Below are 19798 nucleotides of genomic sequence, written 5' to 3'. Positions count from 1 at the left end.
CCGCTCCCGCTGGCCACTTCGCCCTCACAGGCTGCCTCAGTCCCGTCTTCCCTCAAACTTTACCTTCAGCGCCCGCCTGCACATCCTTGTCCGCGTACCAGCGGTTGCGCCCGTTGTTTTTGGCGAAGTACAGGTAGGCATCCGCGGCTTTGATCATCCCTGCCGGGGTCGTGTCTTCAAGCGCAGGTGATCTGACCGTAACGCCGGCGCTTGCGGTGACGAACTGTTCAGGGTGATCCGCGTGCTCCAGAGCCAGTCCTCGAATAGCCTGCAGGATGTTCTCGGCAAGACGGCCCGCGCCGCGTATGTCAGTGTCCGGCAGGAGCACGGTGAATTCCTCACCGCCGTAACGGACTGCAAGGTCAGCAGGGCGCCTCAATACGCCGTTGATAGCCTGGGCGACCTGACGCAGGCAGTCGTCGCCTGCCGCATGCCCGTAGCGGTCGTTGAAGCGCTTGAAATAGTCGATGTCCAACATGATCAGCGCGAGCGGATAACGCTGTCGTTTTGCGCGTCCGATCTCGCTCTGCAGCGCCATGTCCAGACGCCGCCGGTTGCCCAACCCCGTCAGGCTATCGGTCAGTGCCATGTCTTTGACTGCCTGATGGGCGAGACGAATCTCGCTTTCCATGGCCATCCGGCTGCGCAACTGGCTGAGCACGATGAAGGCAAACCCGATGAATACCGCAACCAGCAACAACAGCACCAGTCCTGATTTGAGGAGGTCATGCCGCCAAGGCCCGACGAATGATTCCCTCGACAGCCCCGCCTCGACCACCAAAGGGTAGCTGGAGAGCGCGCGAAATCCGTACAGCCGGTGCGTACCGTCCACAACCGCTTTGACTTCCGCAACGCCCTCGTTGGCGTAAGGCAGATAGTTCTTGAACACTTCACTGTCCGCCAGGCTTTGGCCTACCACCGAATCCACAAAAGGGCGCCTGACCAGAATTGTTCCGTTACGCATTGCCAGGACCAGTGCCCCGCGATCATCGATCTTGAAATCGCCGTAATAGTCCATGAAGTAACTGAGCTTGATCGTCCCCAGGAGCACGCCGGCGAATGAGCCGTCAGGGTTATTGAGCCTTCGAGACACGGGAATAATAAGCTCGTCGGTGGAGCGGCTTTTGACCACATTACCGATGCGAACGCGGTGATCGGTGTGGGTGCGGTGATAGTTGAAATACTCTCTGTCCGCGTTGTTTGCCGTGTCCGGGGTCACGTCCTTATCGGTGACGATCCAGCGACCGTCGGCACCATAGATAAACAGGCCATGCAGCTGGGGCATGATTCTGGACTGCTGCACCATCATGGCGTGGATGCGCGGAACGTCCATGGTCGCCAGGCCGTCGCCCTCAACGCGCTCCCCCAACGTATAGGTCAGGATGTCAACCTGCCTGATGGCGTCTTCGGCATGCTGCGCCGTGGCGCGTGCCAGGTTGGTCACCGAGTCCCGGGCGAAGTCGTAGGCGTGCCTGTAGTCGCGCCAGGCTCGCCATCCCTCAACAGAGATGAATGTCACCAGCACCAGGATCATGAAGGCCAGCGTGAGGCGAAACACCGTTGTGTTCCGTCCCGGACCCAGGTCTAGCAGATCGAAGGCGCCTGGCGCTGGCTGATGGTGTTCGCCTCCTGGCATTCTCTCGATCCTCCTGTTAACGCGTCAGCGGCGGATGCGGCCGACCGCTGTGGATAACGTAGCCGCCAACTCCGCTACGCCCACACTCACGCTGGAAGGAACCTTCTGCATGGCTTGAATGGGCATGCTCGGCACCGCTGCTTCCTCGGGCCGCTGTACGAAGCTTAGCCCCCCGGCGTTCAAAACAGCCACCGCACCGTCCGAACCATCGGAGTCACCGCCTGACAGTACCAGACTGATGACCCGGCTTCCGTACACCTCGGCTGCACTCATAAAAAGCTGATCGGCAGCGGGGCGGGCAAAATTCACTTTCGGGCCATCGCTCAGGCGGATGATGCCCGGCGCCATGACCTCCAAGTGGCGGTCGGCCGAGGCGAGGTAGACGTGGCTTGGCAGCACGGGCTGGCCATGTTCGGCGTATTCGACGGGCAAGTTGGAGTAGCGATTGAGTACCGAAGCCAGATAGCCGGGACTCGACGGGCTGGTGTGGATCACGATGAGGATCGCGGCCGGGAAATCGGCGGGTAACTGTGCAAGCATGATCCGCAGCGCTTCCGTCGCGCCTTGCGAACCTGCCACTACAACGATATCTCTCAATACGTCAGTGTTTTGAGCGTCCATACCTTTCTTCCTGAAGGGTTGTACACGGTGGACACGGCAAACGCGCTTGCCGTTCCTTCGGAACTGGCGACTGGAGGTCTGGATGCGCGTGTTGGCAGGCGAGAAGGTGGTAGCCGGCGACAAAGGCGCTATGAGCGGGCAATAAAAAAGCCACGAGACGCGAGTCTCGTGGCTTCAATGAACGGCGGCATCAGCGTCGATGCGAACCGGTTCGGCGTTATTAGAGCGCCATGTCGCTGGCAGCTTTGCTCTCGGCAGGCTTGCCCGGAGCAGCGGTGCTGGTGCCGACACTTGGGTCAAGCACAGGCGGTTTGCCCAGTTGCAGGACTTCGGCGGTGTAGTTCCACTCTTGCTGAACCGCGGCCGGTGAGTCGTTCAGCTTGGTGCCATAGCTCGGCACGATCTGATGGATCTTCGCTTGCCATTCCGGCGTCGCGACCTGGTTTTTGAAGAGCTTCTCCAGGACGTTCAGCATGATGGGTGCAGCAGTCGAAGCGCCTGGCGATGCGCCCAGCAATGCGGCGATGGTGCCGTCCTGCGAAGCGACGACCTCGGTGCCCAGCTTCAGCACGCCGCCCTTGTCGGCATCACGCTTGATGATCTGCACGCGCTGACCGGCTTGCCACAAGCGCCAGTCTTCTTTTTTGGCATGCGGGAAGTATTCCTGCAGCGCCTTGAAGCGATCGTCGTCAGACAGCATCAACTGCCCGGCGAGGTATTCGACCAGTGGGTACTGTTCGATGCCCACTTTGGTCATTGGCCAGAAGTTGTGGGTGGTCATGCTGCTGAAGAGGTCCAGGTACGAACCTTCTTTCAGGAACTTGGTGGAGAAGGTTGCGAACGGGCCAAACAGGATCACGCGCTTGCCGTCGAGCACGCGGGTGTCCAGGTGTGGAACCGACATGGGCGGCGCGCCGGTGGAGGCGATGCCGTAGGCCTTGGCCATGTGCTGCATGGCGACGGTCGGGTTCTCGGTCACCAGGAACGAGCCGCCAACCGGGAAGCCTGCGTATTCCTGAGCTTCAGGGATGCCGGATTTCTGCAGCAGCTTCAGCGCCCCGCCGCCTGCACCGATGAACAGGAACTTGGCGTCGGTACCGGTGGTGGTGCCGTCTTTCAGGTTCTTGTATTCAACGTGCCACGAGCCGTCGTCGTTGCGCGTGATGTCGTTGACTTCGCTGGACAGCTTCAAGTCAAAGTTCGGGCGGGTCTGCAGGTAGGACACGTACTGACGGGTGACTTCACCCCAGTTGACGTCGGTACCGATCGGCGTCCAGGTGGTCGCCAGCTTCTGCGAAGGATCGCGGCCTTCCATCATCAGCGGGACCCACTTGGCGATTTGCGCCGGGTCTTCGGAATACTGCATCGGGCGGAACAGCGGGCTGGTCTGCAGCGCGTCGTAACGCTTCTTGAGGAATTTGATGTTGTCATCGCCCCACACGAAGCTCATGTGCGGAGTGGTGTTGATGAACGAAGGCGGGTTCTTCAGGACGCTCTGGCGAACCTGCCAGGAGAGGAACTGACGGGTGACCTGAAAGGCTTCGTTGATTTCGATGGCTTTGGCGATGTTGACCTTGCCGTCTTTGTCTTCCGGCGTGTAGTTCAGCTCGGCAAGGCCGGAGTGACCGGTGCCGGCGTTGTTCCAGCCGTTGGAGCTTTCTTCTGCGACGGCGTCGAGGCGCTCGACCATTTCCATCGACCAGCTCGGCTCCAGCTCATTGAGCCATACGCCCAGGGTCGAACTCATGATGCCGCCGCCGATCAGCAGTACATCGACTTTCTTGCTTTCTGCGGCATGGGCTTGCAGGAAGGTTGCCGAAATCGCCAGGCCCAACAGAGCCGTGCTGGTTTTCTTGAACATCGAATCATCCACTAGATAAAAAGTTATCCGCCTGCCGCATTCGTCGCGCAACGTCCTGCGTTGGCGGGCGCCGGTTGCGGCGCGAACGTCAGGCAGGCTTCGCTCTCGGAAAACGAGGAGGAAGGGTCATGAGGCCAGTGAAACGGGTCGACCTCGTGTTCCATGTCCCTTGGCGCTGTGCTTTTTATTCGATCATTGGATTCAGCAGCTTGGGTAAACATGAGTCACCGCAGAACCTGGTCATCAGGTCCATCCCCTGCGGCGGGCGGGGATTGTACCCGAAATGTCATTTTCGACAAATCGGACGACGAATTAGTCAATACGCCATTTTGTCTCAGGGTGGCGATTGGCTGGCTTGGCGTTAAATCGCCGGCCACTTACAGGGTGAATTTGCCGACCATTGAATGAAACGACACCGCCAGGCGCGAGAGTGCCTGACTCGATGCGCTGGTCTGATTGGCGCCCGCCGCCGTTTGCGTCGACAGGTCCTGAATGTTCACCAGATTGCGGTCCACCTCGCGGGCGACCTGCGCCTGCTCTTCGGCCGCGCTTGCGATCACCAGGTTGCGCTCGTTCATCTGGCTGACGCCTTCGCTGATGCGCTCCAGCGCGTGTCCGGCCTCGGTGGCCAATGACTGGGTATGCACGGCGATCGCCTGACTCTTGCCCATGGCCTGCACGGCTTCGTCGGCACCGTTGCGCACCTTGGTGATCATCGATTCGATTTCGCCGGTAGAGGTTTGAGTGCGGTGGGCGAGGGCGCGTACTTCGTCTGCCACCACCGCAAAGCCTCGACCCTGCTCGCCCGCACGAGCTGCTTCGATGGCCGCGTTGAGTGCCAGCAGGTTGGTCTGTTCGGCGATGCCGCGGATCACGTCCAGCACTTTGGTGATGTCACGGATCTGCCCGGCCAGCGCTTCGACACGCTGGGTCGATTCGGTGATTTCCACCGTCATCGTGTTCATCGCGCTGACCGCCTGCTGCACCTGTTGCTGACCCTTGATGGCATCCTCGGAAGTCTGCGCAGACACTTGCGACGCGCTCGCGGCATTGCGCGCCACTTCTTCCACTGCGGCGGTCATCTCGTTGACGGCCGTCGCGGCTTGCTGAATTTCATCGTTCTGACGCATCAGCCCGCGGTTGCTGTCGTCCGTCACCACCGTCAGTTCCTCGGCCGCGGACGCGAGTTGGTCAGACGCGCTGGCGATTTGCTGGACCGTGCCCTTGAGGCTGCCCTGCATGTCGGCCAATGCCTTGAGCAATTGACCGGTTTCATCCTGGCCGCCGAGCTGGACGGCCTGACTCAAATCGCCGCCCGCTACTCGGGTGGCGCTGGCCACCGACTGGTAGATCGGCTGCGTAATCATCCGCGTCACCAACAGGCCAAGGGTGATGGCGCAGATCACTGCAATCAAGGAGCCGATGATCAGCGTCCACGTTACCTGGCGGTCGGTTTCAACCCCGGCCTGGGCCTGTTCCCTGGCTTGCCTGGCGTTGGACTCAATCATGATCTTGAGCTCGCCCATGGTCTTGCGATAGCTCGGCGTCACGCTGCTGGCTGCCAATTTGCTGGCCTGGTCCAGATCCCCGCTTTGCACCACCGTCAGTGCGCCAAGCGCAGCGCTGATGTAGGTCACCCAGTCACGCTCGAAGTCGTCGCCAGCGGCTTTTTCATCGGCCTGCAGGGGTGTGGCCCGGTAAATCTTGAAGTCGGCTTCGGCCTGGGCCTGGTTTTCTTTCAGCGACTGGATCGCCGCATTGATATCGTCGGGGCTGGCTTTGAGTGCGCTCAGGCCGATGACTTTAAAGAAGTCGCGGTTGGTCGCAATGACATTGGCTTTGACCGAGTCAATCTTGGCAATCGAGGCCATGTTGTTGTTGACGGTGCCCTGGAACAAATCGTACAGCCGGGCGATACCACTCTGCCCCAGCACGCCCACCACGACGGTGATCAATGCGCACAGGCAAAAAGCCGAGAGCAACTTGGTCTTCAATTTCAGGTCGGTCAGCCAGGACATGGAGAGCACTCGGATGAGGATAGGGGTTACGGCTGTTGGGCGATGCATTGCATGAATGGATATCGGCGGCGCCCTCAAGGACTTTACCCATGAAATCGCGCCCAGATGGCCACCGGCCACACTTCGACGGAGCCCGAACCGCATCACATTCCGGCGTTGCGTGGCTAAGTTTTGCTTCGCTGCCGCCGATAACTCGGACAAGCGGCACATGCCGCACCTTCATTGGCTATTTCCGCCGAGTACCGCGCGGATGGCCGACTTCATGTAAGTGCCCCAGGGCCGACTTTTATCCGTTGCAGGAATCTCGATGCTGGCGTGGAATCAAAAAACCTTTCTGATCGTCGATGACTTTTCCGACTTCCGCAGCTCGGTCCGGTCGATGCTGCGCGAGCTGGGTGTCAAGGAAGTGGACACCGCCGACACCGGCGAACAGGCGCTGAAGATGTGCTCGCAGAAGCGCTACGACTTCATCCTGCACGATTTCAATCTGGGCGACGGCAAGAAGAATGGCCAGCAGGTGCTTGAAGACCTGATGACCGATCGGCTGATCAGCCACGAAAGCGTGTTCGTCATGGTCACCGCCGAGAACAGCCAGGCCATGGTGATGAGTGCGCTGGAGTGGGAGCCGGATGCCTACCTGACCAAGCCGTTCAACCGCGCGAGCCTGGCCCAGCGGCTGGAAAAGATTGTCCAGCGCAAAACCCTGCTCAAGCCGATTCTGCAGGCGCTGGACCGGGGCAATCCGGCCGAAGTGCTGACCGCCTGTGTAGCCCTGACCAAGCAGGACCCCCGGTTTGCGCCGCTGTGCCTGCGCTACAAGGCCGATGCGCTGCGTGATCTCAACCAGCACGAGCCGCTCGAGACGTTCCTCAAGTCAATCTTGGCCGACCGGCCGCAACCCTGGGCGTATGTAGCGCTGGGCAAGCTGCTGTTCAAGCGCGGGCGCAATCCCGAAGCGCAGACCGTGTACGAAGAGGCCATTCGCGCGTTCAATGCCATGCCGGTGTTGTACGACGGGCTCGCCGATGTGTTGATGGCCAGCGGCGATAACAAGCGTGCACAAAAGATGCTCGAAGAAGCGGTGCGCCTGTCGCCTTACGCGGTACGGCGTCAGAGGCTGCTGGGCAAGCTGGCACTGGAAAATCAAGACTTCGACGGCGCCTCAAAGGCCTATCGCCAGGCCGTTTCCCAAGGCCAGTTTTCACGGTTCAAAGACCCTGAAACCAATCTGGGCCTGGCTCAGGCGTTGATCAGCCGGGGCGGTGAGCGCGGGCTGGATGCGCGCACCCGCGTGGAGATCAACCAGACCCTGACCGAAGTGGCCAAGGAGAACGGCAACGACGCCGGGCTGCAAGTGCGCGCGCGCCTGATGAAAGCCACCAGCGTCGCGTCTTCGGACCCTGAAATGGCGGCCAAGCTGACCGAGCAGGCGATGGAACGCCTGGAAGGCATGGAGCAGTTCCTCAGCGCCGATGCTGCACTGGCTGTGGCGTCGCAGCTGAAGTCGCTGGGTCAGGCAGATGCCGGCGCTGGTATTCTGAAAAGCTGTGCCGAAATTTATGGCGACGATCCACTGGTCATGCAGAACATTGCCAAGCAGACCGACGACCCGGAGATCCTTGGCGCCGGCAAGGCGGCCATCGACTTCAACCTGCAGGGGATTCGCTGCTACCGCGCCGGCAAGTTGGGCGAAGCGCAGGATCTGTTCCGTCAAGGGTTGGCCTTGCAGCCGAAAAACATCAGTATCGCCCTCAACATGGCGCAGTCTTTGTTGCACATGGGCGTGAAGAATCTCGACGCGGCGAGTCTGGCCGAGTGCCAGAACAGCCTCAAGCTGGTGGGCAAGATGCCGGAGACCGATCCACGCTTCGAGCGCTTCCAGAAACTACGAATCAGGGCTTTCGGCGAATGAAAGATGAGGATCTCGGGCTCGACTTTTCGATGGTGATTGCGTCCACCGTTCACGACATGAAGAACTCGTTGGGGTCGTTGATTCAGGCTCACGGTCAGTGGGTCAAGCAGCTTCCCGAGGCTTATCGCGGCACGCCGGAGCAAGGCGTGATCGATTACGAGTTCGCCCACCTCAACGGCATGCTGGTGCAGTTGCTGGGGCTGTACAAACTGGGGGTCAACCAGTTGCCGTTGCGCCCGGACTACCACGAGCTGGACGATTTCATCGAGGCGCAGCTGGCGTTCCACCAGGAAGTGCTCAATAGCCGTGGCATCGCCGCGCGCTATGCGCTGGATGACTTCGGTCTGCCGGGCTTTTTTGATCGCGAGCTGGTGGGGTCGGTGGTGTCCAACGTGGTGATCAATGCGATTCGCTTTGCACGCCGCGAAGTGTTGATCACAGCGAGGCAAGTCGGCGAGCAACTGGTGATCAGCATCAACGACGACGGCCCGGGCTTTCCTGCACGCATGATCGATCAGCAGACCGATTACGTGCTGGGCATCAACCAGAACAGCGGCAGTACCGGGTTGGGCCTGTATTTCGCGGCGAACATCGCCCGACAGCATCAGCGCAAGGGCGTACACGGCCACATTGAAATCGCCAACGGCGGTGAGCTGGGCGGCGGTTTGTTCAGTATTTATCTGCCCTGAGCTTCGCATCGCCTTGGCGGGATAAACAGGAGTCCAGAGGCTTCCCGGCTAAAGCCGGTCCTACGGGCTGCGCGCGTGGTTCTCGTGGAACTAAAGCTTTACGCCTTGGCCCAGTACCACGTTGAGTGCGTTGCGGGCGTCGTCCAGCTGCACCAGCGTGGCGTGATGAGCGCCCAGCGCGTCGCGGTTTTCAATGGCCGTGAGGATGGCGCGATGACGGGGTAAGGCCAGTTCATGCAGGTTCGGGCGCTTGTTGGAATGTTTCAACGCCTCGCGCAGGGCCAGCGACAACATGTTGCACAGGTGGGCAAGCAGATCGTTGTGGGTGGCGTCGGCAATCCGGCTGTGAAAATCGAGGTCGGGCTGCAGCACGTCTTCAACGGTTGGCGCGGCGGCCATGCGCTCGTAGGCTTCGCCGATGGCGGTGAGGTCTTCAGGCGTCGCGTGTTGCGCGGCCAGTGCGGCGGCGGCCGGTTCGATGATGCTGCGCACACTGGTGAGCAGGGCGAAGAATTCATTTTGCGGCGAACTTTGCATCAGCCAGTGCAGGACGTCCGGGTCGAGAATGTGCCATTCGCGGCGCGGCTTGACCACTGTGCCCACCCGCGGCCGTGAATACACCAGACCTTTGGCGACCAGGACCCGCGTGGCTTCGCGCAGCACCGGGCGGCTGACCGCATATTCTTCACAGAGCAAGGCTTCGGCGGGGAGTTTGTCGTCCGGTTTGAAACGGCCCGAGACAATCTGCATGCCGATGTCCTGGACAATGCGCGAGTGCATGCTTTTACGGTCGGAGGGCTTACGGTAATCCATGGGGCGCGGGACGATCCTGAGCGGTGAATGCGGCGCATCATAGCATTGGCGGGTCCCGCCCGGATGGGCCTGCTTTTGCGGCAGCGTGGTGCATTGATTTTCAGGTGAGACGCCGATCCCTGTAGGAGCCGGCTTGCTGGCGAACGCGGCGTTTCAGTCGGCAGCAGATTTGCTGACACACCGCGTTCGCCAGCACGCCGGCTCCTACAGTTCAATGCCCCGGCCGTGGGGCCTCAAAGTAATGCGAATACCCGGCTGCGGGCCTCAATTAATGCGAATGCCGTGGCACTTCCGAGCCGCGCATGCCAACCAGGAAGTCGAAGTCGCAGCCCTGATCCGCCTGCATTACATGATCGATGTACAGCTGACGGTACCCGCCGATCAACAGCTGTGGCGGCGCTTGCCAATCGGCCAGACGCGCGGCCAATTCCGCTTCCGGAATGTCCAGGTGCAAACGGCCGGTTGCGCAGTCCAGTTCGATGAAGTCACCTTCCTGCACCACCGCCAGCGGGCCGCCGGCAGCAGCCTCGGGCGCCACGTGCAGAACAACCGTGCCGTACGCCGTGCCACTCATGCGCGCGTCGGAAATCCGCACCATGTCGGTCACACCCTGGGCGAGCAACTTGGCTGGCAGCCCCATGTTGCCCACTTCCGCCATGCCCGGGTAACCCTTGGGCCCGCAGTTCTTCATGACCAGAATGCTGCTGGCGTCGACGTCCAGATCCGGATCGTTGATGCGCGCCTTGTACATGTCGAAATTCTCGAACACCACGGCGCGACCCCGATGCTTCATCAGCGCAGGTGTCGCGGCGGAGGGCTTGAGCACCGCGCCCAGCGGCGCAAGGTTGCCGCGCAGGACGCAGATCCCGCCATCAGCCACCAGCGGATTATCGATGGCGCGGATAACTTCGTCGTCACCGTAGATCGGCGAGTTCTGCACGTTTTCCCATAACGTTTTGCCGTTGGCGGTCAGTGCCTCCGGGTGCGGGATCAGGTTGTTCTCGCCAAGACGACGCAACACGGCAGGCAGGCCGCCGGCGTAGTAGAACTCTTCCATCAGGAAGCGCCCGGACGGCTGCAGGTCAACCAGCGTCGGGGTGCCGCGGCCAATACGGGTCCAGTCGTCGAGCTCCAGCTCTACACCGATACGGCCGGCGATGGCTTTCAAGTGGATCACGGCATTGGTCGAGCCACCGATGGCGGCGTTGACACGAATAGCGTTTTCAAAGGCTTCGCGGGTCAGGATTTTCGACAGGCGCAAGTCCTCGTTCACCATTTGCACCGCGCGCATGCCGGACATGTGCGCCAGTACATAACGGCGTGAGTCGACGGCGGGAATCGCAGCGTTGTGTGGCAAGGAGGTGCCAAGTGCTTCAGCCATGCAGGCCATGGTCGAGGCGGTGCCCATGGTGTTGCAGGTGCCCGCAGAGCGCGACATGCCTGATTCAGCGGACAGGAACTCGTCAAGGCTGATCTGGCCGGCTTTGTAGGATTCGTGCATCTGCCAGACGATGGTGCCGGCGCCGATGTCTTTGCCCTTGTGCTTGCCGTTGAGCATCGGGCCGCCGGTCACGACGATCGCCGGAATGTCGCAGCTGGCAGCGCCCATCAGCAGGGCAGGGGTGGTCTTGTCGCAACCGGTCAGCAGAACCACACCGTCGATAGGGTTGCCGCGGATGGCTTCCTCGACGTCCATGCTCGCCAGGTTACGCGTCAGCATGGCGGTGGGGCGCAGATTGGACTCGCCGTTGGAGAAGACCGGGAATTCGACCGGGAAACCACCGGCTTCGATGACGCCACGTTTGACGTGTTCGGCGATGGTGCGGAAGTGGGCGTTGCACGGGGTAAGTTCGGACCAGGTGTTGCAGATGCCGATGATGGGCTTGCCCTGGAACTGATGGTCGGCGATGCCCTGGTTCTTCATCCAGCTGCGGTACATGAAGCCGTTCTTGTCGGCGGTGCCGAACCATTGGGCGGAGCGCAGGACGGGTTTCTTATTGGAATCGGACATAAATCAGCACTCTTATTGTAAGGCTTTATTTGTAAGACTAAAGGCTGCGGCTGACGACTAAAATAGGCCGAAAATGTCGCCAGTGGAAGAGTTGTCACCTTAAATAGTAATACTATATAGTCGATCCAGACCGAGGGACGACCCTGCCAGCCTTATTCGCAGCAATGCGCACACGAGGGCAGAGGCGATCACCGCAGGCTTCCATAACAAAAACAATGAGGACCGCATCCATGAGCCAGGAACTCAGGCTTATACGTCGCATCACCCTGAAACTCATTCCCTTTCTGATCCTGCTTTACCTGATTGCCTACGTTGACCGCTCCGCCGTCGGCTTTGCCAAGCTGCACATGGGCGCAGACGTCGGCATCGGTGACGCGGCCTATGGCATGGGCGCGGGCCTGTTCTTCATTGGCTACTTTCTGTTGGAAATCCCCAGCAACCTGATGCTTGAACGCTTCGGCGCGCGCCGCTGGTTCGCCCGGATCATGCTCACCTGGGGTGCTATCACCATGGGCATGGCGTTCATTCAGGGGCCCACCAGCTTTTATGTGATGCGCTTTCTGCTCGGTGCGGCCGAGGCGGGCTTCTTCCCGGGCGTGCTGTATTACATCACTCAGTGGTTCCCGGTCCGCCATCGCGGCAAGATCCTGGGCCTGTTCATTCTTTCTCAACCCATCGCGATGATGATCACCGGGCCGATTTCCGGCGGCTTGCTGGGCATGGAAGGTGTGGCCGGTCTGCACGGCTGGCAGTGGCTGTTTCTGTGCATCGGCGCGCCGGCGATTCTGCTGACCCTGCCGGTCTTGCGCTGGCTGCCTGACGGCCCGAAAGACGTGAAATGGATGGACCCGGTGGAGAAGGACTGGCTCGCCGGCGAGCTGAAAAAAGATTTGGAAGAATACGGTCAGACCCGCCACGGCAACCCGCTGCATGCGCTGAAAGACAAGCGCGTCCTGCTGCTTGCGCTGTTTTACCTCCCCGTGACTTTGAGCATTTATGGCCTGGGACTGTGGTTGCCGACGCTGATCAAACAGTTCGGCGGCAGCGACCTGACAACCGGGTTCATTTCGGCCGTACCTTATATTTTTGGCATCGTTGGCTTGCTGATCGTGCCGCGCAGCTCGGACCGGCTCAACGACCGCTACGGTCATCTGGCCGTCCTTTATGTGATTGGCGCGATCGGCCTGTTCCTCAGCGCGTACCTGAGCGTGCCGGTGTTGCAGCTGGCGGCGCTGTCGCTGGTGGCGTTCTCGCTGTTTTCCTGCACGGCGGTGTTCTGGACATTACCCGGGCGCTTCTTTGCCGGTGCCAGCGCAGCGGCGGGCATCGCCCTGATCAACTCGGTGGGCAACCTGGGCGGCTATATCGGCCCGTTCGTGATCGGCTGGCTGAAAGAGCTGACCGGCAACCTCGCCAGCGGCTTGTACTTCCTTTCCGGCGTGATGATTTGCGGGCTGATCCTGACAGGTGTGGTCTACCGTGTCCTGGAGCGCAAGCACGTCCTGCCCGAGTCGAAATTTGCCGCCAGCGCGCGTCCGCGTTAACCCATGCGTCTCCCACGGAGACCGTGTAGACACCAATAGGAGAAACCCATGCATTTAGTACAGTTCGAACTGGGCAACGGCCAGCGTCGGGTCGGTTTGGTAGATGGCCCGCTGGTGCGTGAGATTCAGGGCGCAACCAGCACCCGTGATCTGGCGCTGGCGGCGATCGACAAAAACATTTCCCTGGCCGAGCAGGTCGACAGCCTGGGCCTGGGTGACAACCACGATTATTCCCAACTGCGCGCCGATCTGATGATCCTCCCGCCGCTGGACCACCCCGATCCTGCGCATTTGCTGGTCAGCGGTACAGGGCTGACCCACTTGGGCAGCGCCTCAGCGCGGGACAAAATGCACCAGCATGGCAACGACGAGTCGGCCATGACCGACACCATGCGCATCTTCAAATGGGGCCTGGAAGGCGGCAAACCGGCGGCGGGCCAGGCTGGCGTGCAACCGGAGTGGTTCTATAAAGGCGATGGCAGCATCGTCATCCGTCCCGGTGAGTCGTTCCCGCAGCCGCCTTTCTCCGAAGATGCCGGCGAAGAGCCCGAGCTGAGCGGGCTTTATGTGATCGGTCACGACGGCAAGCCTTATCGTCTGGGTTTCGCCATCGGTAACGAATTCTCCGATCACATCATGGAGCGCAAGAACTACCTGTACCTCGCCCATTCCAAGCTGCGCGCCTGCTCGTTCGGCCCTGAGCTGCGCGTCGGCGATCTGCCGCAGAACCTTGCCGGTACCAGCCGCATCCACCGCGACGGGCAAGTGCTGTGGGAGAAGGAGTTTCTCAGCGGCGAGGCCAACATGTGCCACAGCCTGGAAAACCTTGAATACCATCATTTCAAATACGCGCAGTTCCTGCGGCCGGGCGATGTACACGTGCATTTCTTCGGCACCGCGACGCTGTCGTTTGCCGACGGCATCAAGACCCAGCCGGGGGATAAATTTGAGATCAGCCAGCACGAGTTTGGTGCGCCGCTGATTAACGGTATCAAACCGGCCGATGCGGTTTTCCAGCCGGGTGGTATCAAGCAGCTTTGATGCTTCAAACCCTGCAGCAGCGCTAGCCGGTCCCACTGAGTGGGTGGGTTTTGGGCTGCACGTGGGGCAGGGCGTGAGCGAAATAATGTTCGCTTACGCGGATTTTGTAGGAGCGACCGGGGTGGCGCTCCACCTTGCCCGCGAAGGCGTAGGTAAGGACTGCCGATATGCGTCGGATGTACCGGCCTCTTCGCGGGCAAGCGCGCTCCTACAGTTGGCCGCGTTAGTCCTCACTCCTGCAGGGTTTTTCGGCTCCGCGTCCTGCACACCCCGGACACCCACATAAAAACAAAACGAGGTGCGACCCATGACCGCCACTGCCATCCCGCTGGACCAGCTCGACGCCGACGCGCTCGAGGACAGCATCTATCGCAAGGTGAGCTGGCGCATCGTGCCGTTGTTCATCTGCTGTTTTCTGTTTGCGTACCTGGACCGGGTCAACATCAGCTTCGCCAAGCTGCAGATGGCCAGCGACCTGGGCTTCAGCGAAACCGTCTATGGCCTGGGCGCGAGCTTGTTCTTCGTCGGCTACTTCCTGTTTGAAGTGCCGAGCAACGTGCTGCTGCACAAGATCGGCGCGCGGATCTGGATCGCCCGGATCATGGTCTCGTGGGGCATCGCATCTGCCTGCATGATGTTCGTGCAAACCGAATTCTGGTTTTACACGCTGCGCTTCCTGATCGGCGTGATGGAGGCAGGGTTCGTCCCCGGCGTGCTGTACTTCTTCACCCAGTGGTATCCGGGTTCGCGTCGGGCACGGGTCAACTCCTACTTTAAAAGCTCCATTTGCCTGTGCGGGATTGTCGGCGGTCCGATTGCGGGTCTGATCCTTGGCCATTTCGATGGCGTCATGGGCCTGGCCGGCTGGCGCTGGCTGTTCCTGATCGAAGGCATCCCGTCGATTCTGCTCGGTGGTGTGGTGTTCTGGCTGGTCAAGGATCGTATCGAAGACGCCACCTGGCTCAGTGAGCAGGAAAAGCAGGTGGTGCTGGCGCGTATGGCCAAGGAAGCCAAGCCCGCTGTCACGCAGAAGGTCAAAGACATCTGGAAACACCCGACCACCTATGTCATGTCCGGCATCTACCTGTGCCTGGTCATGGCGTTGACCGGGCTGCTGTTCTGGATGCCGCAACTGATCAAGACCGCCGGCGTAACCGACACCCTGAACATCGGGCTGCTGACGGTGATCCCGTATGTGGGCGCAGTGATCGGCAACCTGTTGATTGGCGCCAGCTCCGACCGCCACGGCGAACGCCGTTGGCACATGGCCGGCTGTGCGACGATGACGGCGGCGGGTTATCTGGTCTGCGCGCTGTTTGCGGGTCAGTTGGTGCCGTTGATGATCGGCATGACATTGATCATGACCGGGATCATTGCCTGGATGCCGATTTTCTGGACCATCCCGCCGCGTTTTCTGACCGGCATTGCTGCCGCCGCCGGCATCGCGCTGATCAACTCCCTCGGCCAACTGGGAGGCATCATTGCGCCGTTCATGGTCGGACGCATCAAGGACCTCACCGGGACGGCCACCCCTGCGCTGTTCGCCTTGTTTGCGGTGAGCGTGCTGGCCATCGCGTTGATCGTCTGGGGTATTCCCGCGCGCTACTACGCCAGGGAAACGGTGCAGGACTGAGCCACATGAAGCAAGCGTCGAGGCCAGCGCTTCGACGCTTTTTCACCTATCATTCGCGCTTTCACTGATGCGAACCACTGCCATGACCACCACGCCACACTCGCTGCGCACTGAACTCCAGGCCGCACTGACCGCCCACAGCATGCTGGAGATCGATGGCTTGCACGCCTTCGACTTCAGCCTCGACGAAATGCTGCAGATTGAAAGCATGGACGGACGCGAGCGCAAGGTCTGGCGCTTCTCACTGGCGCAGATCGACGCCGCCGAATACGACAGCCAGTTGCAGAGCTGGGTCATCAACGACGGCAATGCCGACCACCGCATCGTGGTGCTCAACGGCATTTCGGCGAGTGACGAGGACGAGGATGAAGAGGGCGTGCAGGGCTAACTCGGCATTGCCTTCGTAGACCTTGCGGCAATGAATCGGCATTTTTATGGCTGACCTGGCTGACCTGGCTGACCTGGCTGACCTGGCTGACCTGGCTGACCTGCCTGCCCCTGCTCACCTGCCTGACTTGGGTGCCTGAACACGTGGCAATGCAGATCCACTGATTGCCGTCGTCGACCCCGCGGCAATGAATCGGCATTTTTATGGCTGACCTGCCTGAACTTGCTCACCTGCCTGACCTGGCTGACCGAACACGCGGCGATGCAGGTCCTCTGTAGGAGCCGGCTTGCTGGCGAACGCATTCTTCCAGTCGCCCCAGCGGTGGCAGATTCGCCCGGTTCGCCAGCAAGCCGGCTCCTATAGATTGTTTGCGTGCGCGGGGGCGCGGCTTGCCGTGCAACCTACAGCACCCGCCAGGCAACTACTCTCAGCAACATGCTGTCATATCCGTGAACTTCCGCGTCTACGGCGCGCCAACAACTCCAAAAAGAGAACAGCCCCATGACTCCCAGAATTCTGCCGTGGTTAGCGCTCGCCAGCAGCCTTGCCGCGCTCACTGCTCAGGCCAAGCCCATGACTGATTACGACGTACTGGTCGGCTCCTACACTGCCGGCGCCAGCGAAGGCATCTACCGATTCGGTTTCAACACCCAAACCGGCCAGCTCGACGCCAAGCCGCGCCAAGTGATTAAAAGCGAAAACCCGTCATGGCTCACCCTGTCCAAAGACCAGCGCCACATGTTCGCGGTCAACGAGAATGGCCCCGGGCAAACTGACGTTGTCGGCAAAGTCAGCAGCTACGCCATCGACCCCAAGACCCATGCGGTGTCGTTCATCAACCAGATCGAAACCAAGGGCGAAGAGCCTACCCATTCCAGTCTGAGCCTGGACGGGCGCTTTCTGTTCGTCGCCAACTATGCGGTTCATCCTGATCCGGGTGGCGTACTCGCCGTGGTGCCGGTCGGCAAAGACGGCAAGCTTGCGCCAGTCGCGCAAACGGCGACCCACGAGGCGAGCAAGGTCAACCCTGAGCGTCAGGCGTCGTCCCACGTCCACGCCGCTGTGCCGACCCCGGATGGCAAATACCTGGTTGCCATGGATCTGGGCGCGGACAAGATGTTTGTCTTCAATTACGACGGCAAAAAAACGCAGCCGCTGCAGCCCGCGAAAATGCCTTCGGTTGATTTGCCGCCGGGCAGTGGTCCGCGTCACCTGACGTTCAGCAAAGACGGTAAGCATGCCTGGCTGACCATGGAAATGAGCGCCCAAGTGGCCGTGTTCGATTACCACGACGGCGTATTCAAGCGTACCCAACTGGTCGGACTGGCCAACAAGGACGGTCAGCAAAACCGCGCCGCGGGTGGCCTGCACACCTCGCCTGACGGCAAATTCCTTTACGTCGCCAACCGTGGCGAAGTGAACGAGCTACTGGTGTTCTCCATTGACGCCGGTACTGGCCAGTTGAAGGAAGTGCAGCGCCGTACCGTGGAAGGCAAGGAACCACGCGAGTTCGCCTTCGACCCTACCGGCCATTTCGTGCTGATCGCCAACCAGAAGAGCAACCAGATCGTCACCCTGCGCGTCGACCCGAAAACCGGCCTGTTGGGAGACACCGTGCAGAAAGTCGACTTCGACTCGCCGTCTGACTTCCATTTCCTCACTGCTCACTGACACCCTGCGACGCTTTGACGCAGTCTGAGCCCTTGATTTTCAAGGGCTTTTTTTATGTATCAATTGAAGTGATAAGGGCTAGTGCCAGAAAAGATTTTTTCTGGATCTGGCGCGGGCGTAACTTTCATTCCACGGCCACGACGGTCAAGACTTGAAACGACACACCACAGCGAGGTACCCATCATGAACTTCAATATCTTCTCCATCATCGCCGCGTCCGCCATCTCCGCCACTGTCGCATTGCCCGCCAGTGCCAGTGTTGAAGCGACCGACAAAAAAGTCAGCTCGACCCAGAGCTACACCCCAAAGTACCTGCAACAAAGCGCCAACTTCTATGCCGCTCTGGATCACAAAGTTCAGCAATGAAAGTTCAGTAATGAATAGAACGTCGAAGTGAATCCATTCCCCGTTAACGAATGTATCGTTGCCGGGGAATGGATTTGTAAGAACGTTGTTCGAACTGAATCTTCGATTACTGGAAAACGCTTTCGCGAGCAACTTCGTCTTCAACAGGTCGATGCGACCCACTGACCACTGCGTGTCAGGCCATGCATCAAGTGCCGGCTAGCTTGTTCGCGAAAGCGTTGAATTCCCTCCCTTTGGTCCCCGTCTGCTGGTAAGCGACGGGGATTTTTTTGTGGGTGAATATTAAGTGGCGGGTGTTAGCCCCGTACATTCGCCAGCAAGCCGGCTCCTGCAAAGGCCTTTCTTCAACACATCATCCGCGTCGGCTCCCATATGTAGGAGCCGGCTTGCTGGCGAAACTATTAGCCCGATTGAATAGTTAAATAATTAACCACATCGATCTTTTGAATTGCCAGCCATCGTTTTTTAATAAGTATCACTTCACGCATTCTGGGCGCCTGAAATAAACATGTCCCGGAGCTGCATCCATGGCCACTGCCATTCTTGATTCAATCAAACACGGCGCTTACACCGCCATCGCGCTGTATGTCGTATTCGTCGCAGTGGTGACCGTTGTCAGCATGAACCCACAACTTAACTCACCCTCGACTGTGTCAGCGCAAACGGCATCCGTTGAAATCAGTCGTGCGACTGTTCAGTCCCAGGGGCGTGCATCGTGAAAGGCGCGAACTTCTGGGTAATCGTGTTCTTCGCGGTGATCAACAATGGCTGCTCATTGCTTGGCCATGGCGAAGGCTCAGTGGGCGGCGTGGCGCGGAGTATGGAGTTTAAGACCGAGGTCGCCGAGGCGGTGGAAATGCAGCGTTCGCAGAAGCTCAACGCGGGTAATCCTCCTCCCAGGCACGGCGAGATGATTTCGTCGATCTTCCAGTGGGACGTCGTGGAGGGATGGAGCGACCGCGTTTAGCGCTTGGCCATTGCGGCAACGAACAGCTCGGAGTCGAGAAAACAACCCAACCAGCGTTGCAGGTGAGGGTAGGGGCTTTGCCAGAACCAGTCCGCGTCCACGGAGCAAAACTGCCGAATGAAGGGCGCGATGGCGATATCGGCGAGGGTCAGTCGGTCGGCGATCAGAAAGGCTCGTGACGCCAGCAGGTCATCGAGACGACGCAGGAAGTGCTCACCCTGGGATCGGTAGGCTTCCTGGGGGTGTTCGGGGTAACGCACCGAGTATTTATAACGATCCAGATCAGGCTTGAAGCGGCTGTCGTTTTCTTCGATCAGCTCGGCAATGAGTCGCTGCGCTTCGTCATTTCCGATCATGGACCAGTCATCCGGGTCGTGTTGTGCCAAGGCCCAACGCATGATGTCCAGGCTCTGCTCCAGCACGTTTTCTTGCAGCACCAGAACCGGCACGGTGCCTTTCGGCGAGTGTTCCAGCATCTCTGGCGGTTTGGCCTTGAGGCTGACTTCGACGGTATTGACCGTTACGCCGCAATACCCCAGCGCCATGCGCGCGCGCATGGCGTAGGGGCACCGGCGGAACGAGTAGAGCGTCGGCGTCGTCGATGTGGCGTGAGGCGCCGACGTCATG

General features: G+C 60.0%; 17 protein-coding genes. 10 read left to right on the top strand and 7 right to left on the bottom strand.

Features of this window, described 5'->3' with window-relative positions:
- Positions 1–52: 52 nt before the first annotated feature.
- The 4 genes from LT42_RS13260 to LT42_RS13245 form a co-directional block, all read right to left on the bottom strand.
- The gene (locus tag LT42_RS13260) at positions 53–1636 is read right to left on the bottom strand and encodes a sensor domain-containing diguanylate cyclase (protein WP_081955388.1); all 1584 of its coding nucleotides are present in this window, start codon (positions 1634–1636) and stop codon (positions 53–55) included.
- A 24-nt stretch (positions 1637–1660) separates the two neighbouring features.
- On the bottom strand, positions 1661–2257 hold the full coding sequence (locus LT42_RS13255) for a chemotaxis protein CheB (protein ID WP_052075278.1): 597 nt from the start codon (positions 2255–2257) through the stop codon (positions 1661–1663).
- 220 nt (positions 2258–2477) lie between these two features.
- Entirely contained in the window at positions 2478–4118 is a 1641-nt protein-coding gene (gene mqo, locus LT42_RS13250; RefSeq protein ID WP_037013725.1) for a malate dehydrogenase (quinone), read from the bottom strand.
- Between the two features lie 377 nt (positions 4119–4495).
- Positions 4496–6136, bottom strand: coding sequence for a methyl-accepting chemotaxis protein (locus LT42_RS13245; RefSeq protein ID WP_037013724.1), 1641 nt, complete (start codon positions 6134–6136; stop codon positions 4496–4498).
- Between the two features lie 307 nt (positions 6137–6443).
- Here LT42_RS13245 and LT42_RS13235 point away from each other — a divergent pair, with 307 nt between their 5' ends.
- Both LT42_RS13235 and LT42_RS13230 read left to right on the top strand, forming a co-directional pair.
- Positions 6444–8048, top strand: a complete 1605-nt coding sequence (locus LT42_RS13235) for a tetratricopeptide repeat-containing response regulator (protein ID WP_037013721.1) — start codon at positions 6444–6446, stop codon at positions 8046–8048.
- Positions 8045–8737: a sensor histidine kinase gene (locus LT42_RS13230; protein ID WP_037013720.1), complete on the top strand. Its 693-nt coding sequence runs from the start codon at positions 8045–8047 to the stop codon at positions 8735–8737. Before LT42_RS13235 ends, LT42_RS13230 begins: the two co-directional genes overlap by 4 nt.
- A 90-nt stretch (positions 8738–8827) precedes the next feature.
- Here LT42_RS13230 and LT42_RS13225 read toward each other — a convergent pair whose 3' ends face one another.
- Together LT42_RS13225 and LT42_RS13220 are read right to left on the bottom strand one after the other, a co-directional pair.
- Positions 8828–9550, bottom strand: coding sequence for a FadR/GntR family transcriptional regulator (locus LT42_RS13225; RefSeq protein ID WP_037013719.1), 723 nt, complete (start codon positions 9548–9550; stop codon positions 8828–8830).
- A gap of 268 nt (positions 9551–9818) precedes the next feature.
- Positions 9819–11561, bottom strand: a complete 1743-nt coding sequence (locus tag LT42_RS13220) for an IlvD/Edd family dehydratase (protein ID WP_037013717.1) — start codon at positions 11559–11561, stop codon at positions 9819–9821.
- A 230-nt stretch (positions 11562–11791) separates the two neighbouring features.
- On the opposite strand from LT42_RS13220, the gene LT42_RS13215 reads away from it, so the two are divergent.
- The 8 genes from LT42_RS13215 to LT42_RS13180 all read left to right on the top strand — a co-directional run bounded on the left by LT42_RS13215 (position 11792) and on the right by LT42_RS13180 (position 19171).
- Positions 11792–13105 (top strand): MFS transporter, encoded by a 1314-nt coding sequence (locus LT42_RS13215; protein ID WP_037013716.1) that lies wholly within the window; start codon positions 11792–11794, stop codon positions 13103–13105.
- A 48-nt stretch (positions 13106–13153) separates the two neighbouring features.
- Complete coding sequence (gene araD1 / locus LT42_RS13210; protein WP_037013714.1) at positions 13154–14146, top strand: AraD1 family protein; 993 nt, start codon at positions 13154–13156, stop codon at positions 14144–14146.
- 307 nt (positions 14147–14453) lie between these two features.
- A complete protein-coding gene (locus tag LT42_RS13205) occupies positions 14454–15779 on the top strand; it encodes an MFS transporter (RefSeq protein WP_037013712.1) in 1326 nt (441 codons plus the stop codon).
- Positions 15780–15861: 82 nt separating this feature from the next.
- On the top strand, positions 15862–16167 hold the full coding sequence (locus LT42_RS13200; protein ID WP_037013710.1) for a DUF5629 family protein: 306 nt from the start codon (positions 15862–15864) through the stop codon (positions 16165–16167).
- Between the two features lie 501 nt (positions 16168–16668).
- Positions 16669–17838, top strand: coding sequence for a lactonase family protein (locus tag LT42_RS13195; protein ID WP_037013708.1), 1170 nt, complete (start codon positions 16669–16671; stop codon positions 17836–17838).
- Between the two features lie 183 nt (positions 17839–18021).
- A complete protein-coding gene (locus LT42_RS13190) occupies positions 18022–18204 on the top strand; it encodes a hypothetical protein (protein WP_037013707.1) in 183 nt (60 codons plus the stop codon).
- A 527-nt stretch (positions 18205–18731) separates the two neighbouring features.
- A complete protein-coding gene (locus LT42_RS13185) occupies positions 18732–18923 on the top strand; it encodes a hypothetical protein (RefSeq protein ID WP_037013706.1) in 192 nt (63 codons plus the stop codon).
- Positions 18920–19171, top strand: coding sequence for a hypothetical protein (locus tag LT42_RS13180; RefSeq protein ID WP_037013705.1), 252 nt, complete (start codon positions 18920–18922; stop codon positions 19169–19171). Before LT42_RS13185 ends, LT42_RS13180 begins: the two co-directional genes overlap by 4 nt.
- Here LT42_RS13180 and LT42_RS13175 read toward each other — a convergent pair.
- Positions 19168–19797 carry a glutathione S-transferase gene (locus LT42_RS13175; protein WP_037013704.1) on the bottom strand — a complete coding sequence of 210 codons (630 nt, stop codon included), beginning with the start codon at positions 19795–19797 and terminating at the stop codon, positions 19168–19170. The two genes, LT42_RS13180 and LT42_RS13175, sit on opposite strands and share 4 nt — an antisense overlap.
- Position 19798 lies beyond the last annotated feature (1 nt).

The organism is Pseudomonas lutea (assembly GCF_000759445.1).
Taxonomy (GTDB): domain Bacteria; phylum Pseudomonadota; class Gammaproteobacteria; order Pseudomonadales; family Pseudomonadaceae; genus Aquipseudomonas; species Aquipseudomonas lutea.
Note: the sequence above shows the minus strand (reverse complement) of the source record. Positions and strands in the feature narration are given on the sequence as shown.

Excerpts from the sequence above, each read along its gene's own strand:
- LT42_RS13260 (WP_081955388.1), bottom strand. The coding sequence starts at position 1,636 with ATGCCAGGAGGCGAACACCATCAGCCAGCGCCAGGCGCCTTCGATCTG.
- LT42_RS13255 (WP_052075278.1), bottom strand. The coding sequence starts at position 2,257 with ATGGACGCTCAAAACACTGACGTATTGAGAGATATCGTTGTAGTGGCA.
- mqo (WP_037013725.1), bottom strand. The coding sequence starts at position 4,118 with ATGTTCAAGAAAACCAGCACGGCTCTGTTGGGCCTGGCGATTTCGGCA.
- LT42_RS13245 (WP_037013724.1), bottom strand. The coding sequence starts at position 6,136 with ATGTCCTGGCTGACCGACCTGAAATTGAAGACCAAGTTGCTCTCGGCT.
- LT42_RS13235 (WP_037013721.1), top strand. The coding sequence starts at position 6,444 with ATGCTGGCGTGGAATCAAAAAACCTTTCTGATCGTCGATGACTTTTCC.
- LT42_RS13230 (WP_037013720.1), top strand. The coding sequence starts at position 8,045 with ATGAAAGATGAGGATCTCGGGCTCGACTTTTCGATGGTGATTGCGTCC.
- LT42_RS13225 (WP_037013719.1), bottom strand. The coding sequence starts at position 9,550 with ATGGATTACCGTAAGCCCTCCGACCGTAAAAGCATGCACTCGCGCATT.
- LT42_RS13220 (WP_037013717.1), bottom strand. The coding sequence starts at position 11,561 with ATGTCCGATTCCAATAAGAAACCCGTCCTGCGCTCCGCCCAATGGTTC.
- LT42_RS13215 (WP_037013716.1), top strand. The coding sequence starts at position 11,792 with ATGAGCCAGGAACTCAGGCTTATACGTCGCATCACCCTGAAACTCATT.
- araD1 (WP_037013714.1), top strand. The coding sequence starts at position 13,154 with ATGCATTTAGTACAGTTCGAACTGGGCAACGGCCAGCGTCGGGTCGGT.
- LT42_RS13205 (WP_037013712.1), top strand. The coding sequence starts at position 14,454 with ATGACCGCCACTGCCATCCCGCTGGACCAGCTCGACGCCGACGCGCTC.
- LT42_RS13200 (WP_037013710.1), top strand. The coding sequence starts at position 15,862 with ATGACCACCACGCCACACTCGCTGCGCACTGAACTCCAGGCCGCACTG.
- LT42_RS13195 (WP_037013708.1), top strand. The coding sequence starts at position 16,669 with ATGACTCCCAGAATTCTGCCGTGGTTAGCGCTCGCCAGCAGCCTTGCC.
- LT42_RS13190 (WP_037013707.1), top strand. The coding sequence starts at position 18,022 with ATGAACTTCAATATCTTCTCCATCATCGCCGCGTCCGCCATCTCCGCC.
- LT42_RS13185 (WP_037013706.1), top strand. The coding sequence starts at position 18,732 with ATGGCCACTGCCATTCTTGATTCAATCAAACACGGCGCTTACACCGCC.
- LT42_RS13175 (WP_037013704.1), bottom strand. The coding sequence starts at position 19,797 with ATGACGTCGGCGCCTCACGCCACATCGACGACGCCGACGCTCTACTCG.